Below are 12,256 nucleotides of genomic sequence, written 5' to 3' on the forward strand. Positions count from 1 at the left end.
GCATTTTTATCTTAAAGTCAAGCAAAATAGTCACATGCTGTCTTGTGAAATTGGTATTGGTAAAATGACGGATTTTTTGGGTTGTTTTATAAGCTTTCTTGTATTTTTGACGAATTCAATTTTATTTTAAAAAACCTATTGACATTCTTAAAAGATGGTAGTATAGTGTAGCAACTATCTAAAATATGTTTGGAAGAAACAAGAAGGGAGAGAGCAGTATGGCGGTGACAAAGGCAGTGAAAGATAAAACCACGGATATGACCAGGGGAAATCCGTTAAAGCAGATGATATGGTTTAGCATCCCGCTGATTATTGGGAACATTTTTCAGCAGTTTTACTCTATGGTAGACACCATTATTGTGGGTCGTACTATAGGGGTGCAGGCACTGGCAGCAGTAGGCTCCAGCGGCGCACTGTCTTTTTTTATTTTGGGTTTTGCTATGGGTTTGGCAGGTGGTTTTGCCATTGTGGTATCTCAGCGGTTTGGCGCGGGAGATAATGAAAATGTACGGCGAAGTGTGGCCACGGGAGCCATGCTTAGTGCGGCTTTTGCTGTGGCACTTACCCTTTTGAGTGCGTTGTCTGCCCGGTGGCTCCTTGAAGTCATGCATACGCCTCAGGATATTATTGATGATGCCTGGCGGTATTTGGTAATCATCTTCTGGGGTGTGCCAGCTACCATGTTTTATAATTACATATCCAGTGTAATCCGGGCTCTAGGCGACAGCAAGACACCGCTGTATTTTTTGCTGGTGGCTTCGGTATTAAATATTGTTCTGGATTTTGTATGTATTTTAAATTTCCATATGGGAGTTGCAGGCGCGGCGGTGGCAACCATCTTTTCCCAGGCGGTATCGGGTTTTTTATGTTTGATTTATGTGGGAAAACATTTTCCTATTTTGCGGCTGAAAAAGAGTGATTGGCGGTTTGACCGAAATTTTGCCTGGTATCATTTACGGTTTGGCATACCCATGGCGGTACAAAATTCGGTCATTGCACTAGGAGCCATGGCGGTACAAACGATTTTAAATGGGTTTGGTGCCATTGCGGTGGCAGGATACACGGCAGCCAGTAAAATTGAGCAGATGGTTTCACAGGTAATGATGTCGTTTGGACTTACCTTGGCCACCTATACAGGTCAGAATTATGGTGCAATGAAGCTTGATCGGATTCGGGACGGAGTAAAGAAAATTACCATTATATTGTTATTAATTTCTGCGGCAGGCGCTGTTTTGATGATTTTGTTCGGACGAAGTCTGACTTATATCTTTATTGATGCGGGAGAGCAAAATGTGGAAGAGGTGGTGCGGTATTCCCGTCGGTATCTGAATGTATCGGTGTGTTTTTATCCGGCATTAAGCGCAATTTTTATTTTCCGCAGTGCACTTCAGGGAATTGGAAATACGGGCATTGTGCTGGTGGGCAGCGCGGTAGAGTTGATATGCCGGTTGGTAGGGGCGTTGATTCTGGCTATACCTCTGGGATATTTGGGCGTTTGTTTGGCTGGACCGTTTGCCTGGGCAGGCGCAGCGGTTTTGTTCCTGATTATATATATCCGGGATATTCGGAAATTGAGTAAAAAGTTTCAGTGTGGTGAACTGGCCACGGCAGTATAAAAAACGGACTTACAGCCTGTTTGGCTGTAAGTCCGTTTTGGGTTTTTTAAAGTCATTACGGAGCCAGCGGTTTTCCGTCGCCATCTACCGTGATACGGTCACAGAGGATCAGAATACCTTCAATAAATCCCCATAGCGCGCCTACACCGCAGGTAATTAGGGTGACTACAATTTGAATAATGCCAATGCCGATTTTTCCCAAATAAAAGTTGTGAATTCCCAATCCGCCTACAAAAATTCCCAACAGGCCGGCAACCAGTTTGGAGCGCTGCCCTGGCGTTTGCGCAACCTGCCCCTGATAGGTGGGAGGCTGATTCGAAACGGCCGCCCCGCAGTTGGCACAGAACAAATCAGATGGGCCTACCACTGCTCCACAGGCAGGACAGCGGCGTTCTGTAGTGTTTCCGGCGTTGTTAGCAGTGGCGCCGCATACAGAACAGAATGCATCCTGGTCGCCCAGCTGTGCGCCGCAGTTATTACAATAACGCATAAGAATCTTCCTTTCCTTTCCCCGTTTTCGCTGTTGCGCAAGGGGAGTATATATTGTATATTCCTTTTTTATACTATAAATGAAAAATATTTCTTACCGCCATCCAGACAAGAGAAAAAATAATACAACTTGCATAAAGCTTTTTTTCCCAGGAAAGGAAAAAACAGGATCCGGTAATAATGAAGCGCCGCGCCTGGATAAGGCCAAGCGCAAGAAGGATTGTCAGATATGGAAAAGCCATCAAATTACAGCGCAAAGCTTCATGCAAGTTTCCGGAAAGCAACGCCAAAACGGCGCGGGTCATGCCGCAGAAAGGACAGCGGAGCTTGGTCAGTGCAAAAAAGGGACATGGAATTCCCCGGTGAAGAAACCGGATGCTAAGCAGCAAAAGCAGCCCCAGCCCCAGAATCAGCAGAGAGAGAAGAAATACCTGCTTGATACGATATTTTTGCTGCCGTTCCATGAATGTTTCTCCTATCTAATTGTAAACATTGCTTTTTTCTATTATAATATGCATTCAGAAAAAAAGCAATGTTTTTTATTAATTTTATGATACAAGTATCACAGGAAGGGCTTTGGAATAACCGCATCACTGGGCATTCTGAAATCACCTCGGGGCGAGAGGCTGATACTGCCTGCTTTGGGGCCGTCCGGCATACAGGAACGTTTAAACTGGTTGGCATAAAAGCGGCGCAGAAAAATATTCAGCCATTTGGCGATGGTTTCTTCATCATAAGTTCCCGCAAAGGAGTGTTGCGCCATCCGGAGAATTTTTTTCGGGGAAAATCCCCAGCGCAGCATGTAATACAGGAAGAAATCATGCAGTTCATAAGGGCCTACAATTTTTTCGGTCTGCTGTGCCACACTTCCGTCTTGGTTGGGCGGCAGAAGTTCAGGGCTGACCGGAGTGTCCAAGATATCATATAAAATATCTTTTAATTCGCCCCCTGCAGTATCTGCGACATATTTGACTAGAAACCGCACCAATGTTTTGGGAACAGAGGCGTTGACCCCGTACATGGACATATGGTCTCCGTTATAGGTGGCAAAACCAAGCGCAAGCTCTGATAGGTCACCGGTTCCGATCACGATTCCTCCGGTCTGGTTGGCAATATCCATCAGAACCTGGGTGCGTTCCCGCGCCTGGGCGTTTTCAAAGGTAACGTCATGGTTTTCAATGTTGCAACCAATATCCGTAAGATGCTGGGTAACTGCCGCTTTGATATTCACTTCCCGGAACTGCGCGCCTAAACTGGCAATAAGCTTTTGTGCATTGCTGTACGTGCGGTCGGAGGTGCCGAAGCAGGGCATGGTGACGGCTACAATGCCGCTGCGGGAAAGATTCAGACTGTCAAAGGCTTTGGCAGTGACCAGCAGGGCAAGGGTGCTGTCCAGTCCGCCGGAAATTCCCAGCGTAACAGTTTTTAAGCCAATATGTGCCAGCCTTTTTTTCAGTCCTTGATACTGGATGGATAATACCTCCTCACAGCGTTCTTCAAGATGTGCATCGGTTTGCGGGATAAATGGCGTTGGGTTAAAGATGCGGTCAAGAGGGGTTTTACAAAGCTGAATGTTAAACATGATTTTGTGATAGCCTTCTCCAGTTTGGGGCCGGAAGGTGGTGGTTTTCCGCCGTTGCTGGATAATGCGCTGAAGATCAATATCTGCGTAGAGAATGGATTCTTCAAAACTCTTGGCTTCGGCCAGCATAACCCCATTTTCGCAGATGGAACTGCGTCCGCCGAAAACCAGATCTGTACTGGATTCGCCCGGGCCCGCGTTAGCGTATAGATAAGCGCAGATACTGCGGCCCGATTGGGATCTTAGCAGCAAGCGGCGGTGATTATTTTTCCCAGCTGCTTCATCGCTGGCAGACAAATTGACAATCACGGATGCTCCATTGAGTGCATGATTGGTGCTGGGTGGTATGGGAGCCCATAAATCTTCGCAGATTTCCGCGCTGATTTTTAAGGCATCCATGTTTTCTGCGCAAAACAAGAGTTTCGGCCCTGCCGGAATTTGTTTCCCATCTATGTTAATAAAAGTATTTTCTTCTAAAACGGAAAAATACCGGGTTTCATAAAACTCGTTGTAATCGGGAAGGAAACTCTTAGTAGCAAACCCCAGAATATTTCCGCTCTTAATAAAGGCGGCAGCATTATAAAGCTTGCTTCCAATAGCCAGAGGCAGCCCTGCCACAATTAAAATATCAGTAACCGCGGTTTCGACAGTGATTTGTTTGATTCCATCTAAGGCTTGCCGGATCAGGGATTCCTGAAAGAATAGATCCCCGCAGGTATAGCCAGTGATGCTCAGTTCCGGAAGCACAATCAGTTTGGCGCCCTGCCTGTCTGCCTCTCGAATCATTTTAATCATTTCTCTGGCATTAAATGCTGTGTCCGCCACCCGTATTTTTGGTGTTGCAGCGGCCACTTTCATAAATCCATCATGCATAGCAAAAACTCCTTTCGTGCGATTTAATTTTATCCTACCCCTAAATCTGTGTTATTAAGCAGAATTTCAACGCCGGGAGCATGGGAAAGTGCCGGTGCCACTTCAGTAGCAAACCAAACGGCAAGCACATCGTCACGGCGAAAGGGCGTAGAATTAGGGACAAAAACATTGAGGCTGCAGTATTCAAAATGTTTTTGAGCGGTTTCAATATCCCGGAGGATTCCTTCTTTGGTCTGTCCCTCTGCGGCGATCAACAGGCAGACACCCTGAAAATACTCGGCTATTTTTTCCGCGGTGACCTCTTTGGGAATCCCTTTGTTCCAAGCAATGCGCAGCTGGGGATCAAAGGTTTCCGCCCCACAGCGGAACTTGACCGTCTGATTGGGAAACAGGGCGGCAAATTCTTTCAGTTGGTCGTGGTACAGCCAATGGGCTTCAAACCAAAGTGTATGAATCTGCTTTTGGTCTGCCGTCTGCCGAATCAGTGCCAGCGTTTGCTCGTCCAGTTCCATGGCAGAGCCGGAGTTGATAATATCCAGTACTCCAAATTCGCCGGTCACCTGCTCGAGAACAGGCAGGTTTACGGAAAAGGGATCATCGCTGATGTCGGTGTGATAGTCGCAAAAGGCACATTTTTTAAAAATGCATCCTTTCCCTTGTAAGAGCAGAAACTCTCTGGGCAAAACGGTATTAATTTTTGCATAGCGTACAAGCTCAGCCATTGTTTGCCTCCTCTGTTTCTACGTGTTTTCTCAGCCAATAGATTAAGCCGTAAGCAAGAGGCGTGCCGCCAATGGCTTCCAGGGCCAGTTTCATAAAATACTGCGCAACAATCATGGTCAGCAAATCGCTTGCCGGTGCGGTTCCCGCAAAGGCAATGATGACAAAAAGTACCGTGTCAAAAATATAGCCTACAGCAGAACTGCCTATGGTTCTTAGCCAAAGATGCCGTCGGCCGGTTTTTTCTTTGATTTTTACCATAACCCAGGCGTTGGAAAGCTCTCCGCCTAAAAATGCCAGCAGAGATGCTGCCACAATGCGGGGAACATAGGTAAAGATGCAGGCATAAGCGGCAGTGGTTTCAGCCATGTATTCCGGTGCGGGAAGAATCAGACCGATAGAGGTAGCTACCACAAGAATGATGTTGGATAAAAAGGTAAGAAAAATTACCTTCCGTGCCGTTTTAAACCCCCAGATTTCGGTTAAGGCGTCCCCCAGCATATAGGCAAAGGGAAAAGTGACTGTTCCAGCATCAAACAATGCAATGCCGCCTATAGAAATGACTTTAACCGCCATAATATTGGCAATCAAATAAAATGTAGTCAGCATACAAGCCACAACGGTCAGCGGTTTAAAGTCATTGTTCTGGTTTTTTACAGGGTTCTCCAGTACCTGTTTGTTCATAAAAAATTCCTCCTGAAGATAAATAATTTTTATATAGTTTTTATTTTTTTCAATTAAACAATACGGCCGGTCAAGCATTGGTCTTCTATACCCGAGAGTGTAACGTCGGCAATTCTTCCGGTCATGCCTGTCGGGCCGTTGACCAGTACATCCATATAGTTGGCAGTGGTTCCGTGATAGCGGCCGTTTTTTTCCTGTTCCAGCAAAACAGAAGCGGTGGAACCAATGTATTTTTGATAAAACGCTTTTTTCATATGCTCGGCAAGGAATAGCATTTGATGGGTGCGGTCTGTTTTGACACTTTCCTCAACCTGATCAGGAAAGGCTGCTGCCGCTGTGCCTTGACGAATGGAATAAGGGAAAATATGCATCTGTGCAAAGGCAATGCTCTCGCAGAAGGCATAGGATTCCTGAAATTCCGCATCTGTTTCTCCTGCAAATCCCACCATCAAATCGGTGGTGATGGCGGTATCGGGAATGGATTTTCTCAGAAGTTCCACTGCATTGCGAAACTGTACTGTGGTATAATGCCGGTTCATGCGTTTTAAGGTGGCGTCACAGCCGCTTTGCAGTGACAAATGGAATTGAGGGCATAGCTTAGGAAGCTGTGCGGCGCGTCGCACAAAATCTTCTGTGATCATGACCGGTTCTAAGGATCCCAGCCGAAGCCGGCGGATTCCCTCGATGCGGTGTACGGCTTCTATGACGTCAATCAGCCCCGTACCGCTGCCCAAATCCCTGCCGTAAGAACCGAGGTGGATACCGGTTAGAACAATTTCACCGTACCCGGCTTCCCCCAGTGCCTGGGCTTCTTCCAGAATTTTAACCATGGAGCGGGAGCGTACCGGACCGCGGGCGTAGGGGATGATGCAGTAGGTGCAGAAGTTATTGCATCCGTCTTCAATTTTCAGGTTGGCCCGCACCCGGCTTTGACTGTGGGTGACGCCCAGTTCTTCATAGTCGGTTTCTTTTAAAATGGGTGTAATCTTGTCGGTTTTGATCCCCCGCAGGGCTAGCTCCACAAGCTCCACAATTTGATTGCGGTATTTGTTGCCGATGAGAATGTCAATATCCATATCCTCTCGCAGCCGGTCTGCTTCGGTCTGAGCCAGACAGCCGGTTACCGCTAAAACGGCGCCAGGATTTTCTCGTCTGGCGCGCCGGATCTGCTGCCGACTTTTTTGAGCGCCGGTACCAGTTACCGTACAGGTATTCACCACGCAGACGTCCGCTTTTTCTTTGCCGCTGACCACTTGATAGCCGGCAGCCCGGAACAGAGACGCCATGCCTTCGCTTTCATATAAATTGGTTTTGCATCCGAGTGTTATAAATTTAACAGTAATTTTCGACACATCCTTACCGGTTTTGACGCATATGACGACATTATGCGGTTTCCTTATTTTTCTATTATTAAAGTTGCATAAATTAAAGAAAATAAAATTATGGAATAATTATATAATTTCTCATTGACTTATGCAAGGAAAAAATGTATAATTTTAACGGAAGAAATGTAATAAAATTTTAGGAGGTTGAATGAAATGAAAGAATTTACTGTAATTCTCAGCTCCATTAATGATGTCAAAAACTTTGTTAATATTGTAACAAAATATGATTTTGAAATTGACCTTACTTCAGGGAGATATGTGGTAGATGCAAAATCCATCATGGGAATTTTCAGCTTGGATCTCACCAAGCCGATTAAAGTGGAGGCGCACAGTGATGACTGCGATAAGCTGTTAGAGGAATTGGCGCCCTATATCCAGAAATAGACAGAAGGCGGGTAAAGTTCCCTGCCGCAGTATTGCGGCAGGGCTTTGCTTGTTTCCGGCATCAGGGAGGCGGCTATGGAAAATTTTTTTATGCGTGCCGCGTTGGAGGAAGCGGAAAAAGCTTTTGCTATAGGAGAGATCCCGGTGGGGGCGGTTGTTGTCCGAAACGGAGAGATGATTGCCCGGGGGCATAACTTACGTGAGCAGCGGCAGAATGCGCTGAGCCATGCAGAAACAGAGGTTATTTTCAAGGCGTGTGAGCGGCTTGGAACCTGGCGGCTTTCTGATTGTGACCTGTATGTGACTTTAGAGCCATGTGCCATGTGTTGCGGCGCCATTGCCCAAGCCAAAATGAGGCGGGTGTATTTTGGCGCTTATGACCCAAAGGGTGGCTTTGCTGTATCCAATGCCTGTTTGTTGGAGCATCCGGGGCTGATGCACCGGACAGAATACTATTGCGGGATTATGGAAGAAGAATGCCGCGCACTTCTTCGCCGCTTTTTTGACCAGCTGCGAAGGGAAGAAAACAAGGAAAAATAAGCAGTAAAACCAACGAAAAAACAAATATCTATATACATGGAGGTAGAACCAATGTCAAAAAAATACGTATACCTTTTCAGTGAAGGTGACGCAACAATGAGAAATCTGTTGGGCGGTAAAGGCGCCAATCTGGCTGAAATGACCAGAATGGGATTCCCGGTGCCTCAGGGCTTTACGGTTTCCACTGAGGCTTGTACCCGCTACTATGAAGATGGGCGTACCATTGCTCCCGAGATTGAGGAGCAGATTTATGCTGCTCTGGCTAAGACGGAAGAAATCGCCGGCAAAAAGTTTGGTGATGTAGAAAATCCGTTTTTGGTATCGGTAAGAAGTGGTGCAAGAGCTTCTATGCCGGGAATGATGGACACCATTTTGAATCTGGGGTTGAATGACCAGGTGGTAGAGGGATTGGCAAAGCTGACCCAGAACCCCCGGTTTGCTTATGACAGCTATCGCCGTTTTATCCAGATGTTCTCTGACGTGGTTATGGAGCTTTCCAAAAAGCGTTTTGAAGAAATCATTGACGAAATGAAGGAAGAACGCGGCATTAAGCTGGATACGGAATTTACCACTGAGGACTTAAAGGAAATGGTGGTGAAATTTAAAGAGTTCTATAAGAACGAAAAGGGAGAAGATTTCCCGCAGGATCCCAAAACGCAGATGATGGAAGCTGTCAAGGCGGTATTCCGTTCCTGGGATAACCCCAGAGCCAATGTATACAGAAGAATGAACGATATCCCTTATGACTGGGGTACAGCGGTTAACGTACAGGCTATGGTATTCGGTAACATGGGTGAAACCTCCGGTACCGGCGTGGCGTTTACCAGAGACCCTGCAACCGGTGAAAAGGTGCTGTTTGGCGAATATTTGATCAATGCGCAGGGTGAAGACGTGGTTGCTGGTGTCCGTACCCCGAAGCCCATTAGCAAGCTGGAAGAGGACATGCCTGACGTATACGCGCAGTTTGTGGATATTGCCGGCAAGCTGGAGAAGCATTACCGCGATATGCAGGATATGGAATATACCATTGAAAACGGCAAGCTGTACATGCTGCAGACCCGTAACGGAAAGAGAACCGCTGCTGCTGCGATCAAGATTGCGGTGGATCTGGTAAAAGAAGGAATGATTTCTAAGGAAGAAGCCATTTTGCAGGTAGATCCCAAGCAGTTAGATGCCCTTCTGCATCCAACCTTTGTTGCTTCCGCACTGAAAAAAGCAGAAGTATTTACCAAAGGTTTGGCTGCATCCCCGGGCGCTGCCTGCGGTAAAGTTTACTTTACGGCAGAAGACTGCGTAGATGCTGTGAAAGAAAGAGGAGAGAAAGTAGTTTTGGTTCGTCTGGAAACCTCTCCTGAAGATATCGAAGGTATGGAGGTTGCAGAAGGTGTTCTGACCGCAAGAGGCGGTATGACCTCTCACGCAGCGGTGGTAGCCCGTGGTATGGGTACCTGCTGTGTTGCAGGCTGTGGTGATATTAAAGTGGATTATGACAATGCCTGCTTCCATGTAAACGGTACCACTGTAAAGCAGGGCGATTATATTTCTATTGACGGAAGCACAGGTAATGTATATCTTGGTCAGATTGAGACAGAGGAAGCGAAGCTGGCCGGTGACTTTGCAGAGTTCATGAGCTGGGCTGATGAGATCCGTACCATGCAGGTTCGGACCAATGCGGACACGCCCAGAGATGCAAAACAGGCAAAAGAATTCGGCGCACAGGGCGTTGGACTTTGCCGTACCGAGCATATGTTCTTTGCGGAAGACCGTATTCCTGCCATCCGTGAGATGATCGTTTCCAAGACGGTAGAGCAGAGAAAAGCTGCTCTGGCAAAGATCCTGCCTATGCAGAGAAGTGACTTTGAAGCGATCTTCCGGGCTATGGACGGTATGCCTGTTACGGTTCGTTTGCTGGATCCTCCGCTGCACGAGTTTGTTCCTCACAGTGATGAGGATATCAAGGCGCTGGCAGATGAAATGGGTCTGAGCTTTGATGAATTGAAGGCTACTGTTGAAGGGTTGGCAGAGTTTAACCCGATGATGGGTCACAGAGGCTGCCGCCTTGCAGTTACCTATCCGGAAATTGCTGAGATGCAGGCTCGTGCCATTATGGAGGCTGCTGTTGCCTGCAATAAGGACGGCATGAATATCGTTCCGGAGATCATGATCCCGCTGGTAGGCGAAGTCAAAGAGCTCAAGTATGTGAAGCAGTTCGTTGTGGATACTGCAGAAGCTGTGTTGGCTGAAAACAACATGAAGTTTGATTATAAGATTGGAACCATGATCGAGATTCCAAGAGCGGCACTGACTGCGGATGAGATTGCAACCGAGGCAGAGTTCTTCTCCTTTGGTACCAACGATTTGACCCAGATGACCTTTGGCTTCTCTCGTGACGATGCCGGTAAGTTCCTGGATGCATATTACGAGAAGAAGATTTTTGAATCCGATCCGTTTGCAAAATTGGATCAGGTTGGCGTAGGCAAGCTGGTAGAAATGGCGGCCAAACTGGGACGTCAGACCCGTCCGGATATCAAGCTTGGTATCTGCGGTGAGCACGGCGGCGATCCTTCCACGGTTGAGTTCTGTCACAGAACCGGACTCAATTATGTTTCCTGTTCTCCATACCGTGTTCCGATTGCAAGACTGGCGGCTGCACAGGCAAAAGCAAAGGAAAACAAATAAGAAATTTTGCGGGCGGCCTTTAGGCCGCCCGTTTTTTATCATAATAAAAGGAGGAAACTATGATGAATGTTTATGACGCAGTAATGGGCAGGAGAAGTATCCGAAAATTCAGCCAGACCCCAATTTTAAAGGAAGATCTTCTGGATTTGGTAGACTGTGCCCGTATGGCGGCGTATCCGGCCAATGTCCAGCCGCTGAAATTTGCGGTGGTTACGGAGAAAGAGATGCTTTCAGAAGTTTTTTCCTGTACCAAATGGGCGGGTTATCTTGAGAACGGAACGCCGGAGCCGGAGCAGAGGCCAGTGGCGTATTTTGTGGTTTTGGGTGATCGGAACATCAAAAAAGGCGGGGATTTGCAGGTGGAAAACGGTGCGGCGTGTATGACGGTTTTGCTCGCAGCCAAGGAACGCGGCATAGCTTCCTGCTGGCTTGGGGCGTTAAACCGGGAGAAACTGCGGGGAATTTTGTCTTTGCCGGAGCATCTGGAGGTTTTGGATATTGTTGCGCTGGGTTATCCTGCCCAAGACAGCCAGGCTGTGGAAATGAAAGATGGAAATGTAAAATATTATTTGAATGAGGATGGTGTTTTGCAGGTGCCAAAGCGCAGCCTTTCGGAAGTGTTGTACAAGATATAACACGAAATATTCGGAGGAGAACATGAAGAAAATTATTTTTTTGATGGTTGTCTTTGCGGTGGCGCTTGGTGGGATATGTGCTGGAGTGGCGCTGGAAAAGCGGAAAACACAGAAGGAAGCAGAACAATTGTTTCAAAACGCCTATGCAAGCTTGATATTGAATTTGCGCAATATGAATATCGAAGGCATTGATGCGGAGGCGGTTAGCAAGTACCAGACAGAAAACACGCAGTATGGAGCCGTACTGACTACGGTGCTGCCGTTTACTTCTTATGATAAAAATTCTATACTGGATGAAGTGGTGAACTGCTTGCATCAAGCATCCGGATATGCTGCCATTGCGGATTTAAAAATGACCAAAGAGCTGTATGACCAGTTAGCTGCTGTTTCTGAGGACTGATATCAAGAAGCGGTAGCCGAAAAAGCATGCCAGGCATTGTCGGAAGCAATGGTGTATTGACAAAACCGGAGAGGGTTATTCTCCGGTTTTTGTTGTTTCTGTATAAATTTTAAAAATAAAGGAAAAATAAACAGGAAAACGAGGAAAAAGGTATTGACAAAAGGGGAAAGATGTGGTAGGATATAAAAGTTGCTGCGGGAGCGGCAGAGGATTTAAGGGAAGGGTCAGAAAAAGGCCACGAAAAAAATCCGAAAAAAGTGAAAAAAAGG

The 12,256-nt window shown here is 46.9% G+C and carries 12 protein-coding genes; 6 read left to right on the forward strand and 6 right to left on the reverse strand.

Annotation, left to right across the window (positions count from 1 at the left end; translation table 11 throughout):
• Window positions 1-218: 218 nt before the first annotated feature.
• Window positions 219-1,616, forward strand: a complete 1,398-nt coding sequence (locus INF28_RS07175; protein WP_226392782.1) for an MATE family efflux transporter — start codon at window positions 219-221, stop codon at window positions 1,614-1,616.
• 55 nt (window positions 1,617-1,671) lie between these two features.
• Here INF28_RS07175 and INF28_RS07180 read toward each other — a convergent pair whose 3' ends face one another.
• The 6 genes from INF28_RS07180 to mtaB all read right to left on the reverse strand — a co-directional run bounded on the left by INF28_RS07180 (window position 1,672) and on the right by mtaB (window position 7,316).
• Complete coding sequence (locus INF28_RS07180) at window positions 1,672-2,106, reverse strand: TM2 domain-containing protein (RefSeq protein ID WP_226392783.1); 435 nt, start codon at window positions 2,104-2,106, stop codon at window positions 1,672-1,674.
• A gap of 73 nt (window positions 2,107-2,179) precedes the next feature.
• Window positions 2,180-2,569 carry a DUF2752 domain-containing protein gene (locus INF28_RS07185; RefSeq protein ID WP_226392784.1) on the reverse strand — a complete coding sequence of 130 codons (390 nt, stop codon included), beginning with the start codon at window positions 2,567-2,569 and terminating at the stop codon, window positions 2,180-2,182.
• Between the two features lie 98 nt (window positions 2,570-2,667).
• The gene (locus tag INF28_RS07190; RefSeq protein ID WP_226392785.1) at window positions 2,668-4,560 is read right to left on the reverse strand and encodes an NAD(+) synthase; all 1,893 of its coding nucleotides are present in this window, start codon (window positions 4,558-4,560) and stop codon (window positions 2,668-2,670) included.
• Between the two features lie 29 nt (window positions 4,561-4,589).
• Window positions 4,590-5,282, reverse strand: coding sequence for a radical SAM protein (locus INF28_RS07195; RefSeq protein WP_226392786.1), 693 nt, complete (start codon window positions 5,280-5,282; stop codon window positions 4,590-4,592).
• The gene (locus tag INF28_RS07200; RefSeq protein ID WP_226392787.1) at window positions 5,275-5,964 is read right to left on the reverse strand and encodes a queuosine precursor transporter; all 690 of its coding nucleotides are present in this window, start codon (window positions 5,962-5,964) and stop codon (window positions 5,275-5,277) included. The genes INF28_RS07195 and INF28_RS07200 overlap by 8 nt, the downstream gene beginning before the upstream one ends.
• Before the next feature lie 53 nt (window positions 5,965-6,017).
• Complete coding sequence (gene mtaB / locus INF28_RS07205; RefSeq protein ID WP_226392788.1) at window positions 6,018-7,316, reverse strand: tRNA (N(6)-L-threonylcarbamoyladenosine(37)-C(2))-methylthiotransferase MtaB; 1,299 nt, start codon at window positions 7,314-7,316, stop codon at window positions 6,018-6,020.
• Window positions 7,317-7,502: 186 nt separating this feature from the next.
• On the opposite strand from mtaB, the gene INF28_RS07210 reads away from it, so the two are divergent.
• The 5 genes from INF28_RS07210 (at window position 7,503) to INF28_RS07230 (ending at window position 11,987) form a co-directional block, all read left to right on the forward strand.
• Complete coding sequence (locus tag INF28_RS07210) at window positions 7,503-7,733, forward strand: HPr family phosphocarrier protein (RefSeq protein ID WP_226392789.1); 231 nt, start codon at window positions 7,503-7,505, stop codon at window positions 7,731-7,733.
• A gap of 75 nt (window positions 7,734-7,808) precedes the next feature.
• Entirely contained in the window at window positions 7,809-8,273 is a 465-nt protein-coding gene (locus tag INF28_RS07215) for a nucleoside deaminase (RefSeq protein WP_226392790.1), read from the forward strand.
• Between the two features lie 51 nt (window positions 8,274-8,324).
• A complete protein-coding gene (gene ppdK / locus INF28_RS07220; RefSeq protein ID WP_226392791.1) occupies window positions 8,325-10,952 on the forward strand; it encodes a pyruvate, phosphate dikinase in 2,628 nt (875 codons plus the stop codon).
• Window positions 10,953-11,011: 59 nt separating this feature from the next.
• Window positions 11,012-11,587: a nitroreductase family protein gene (locus INF28_RS07225; protein WP_226392792.1), complete on the forward strand. Its 576-nt coding sequence runs from the start codon at window positions 11,012-11,014 to the stop codon at window positions 11,585-11,587.
• Between the two features lie 22 nt (window positions 11,588-11,609).
• Complete coding sequence (locus INF28_RS07230; protein WP_226392793.1) at window positions 11,610-11,987, forward strand: hypothetical protein; 378 nt, start codon at window positions 11,610-11,612, stop codon at window positions 11,985-11,987.
• Window positions 11,988-12,256 lie beyond the last annotated feature (269 nt).

The sequence above is a fragment of the Ructibacterium gallinarum genome (assembly GCF_014982785.1).
Taxonomy (GTDB): domain Bacteria; phylum Bacillota; class Clostridia; order Monoglobales; family Monoglobaceae; genus Ructibacterium; species Ructibacterium gallinarum.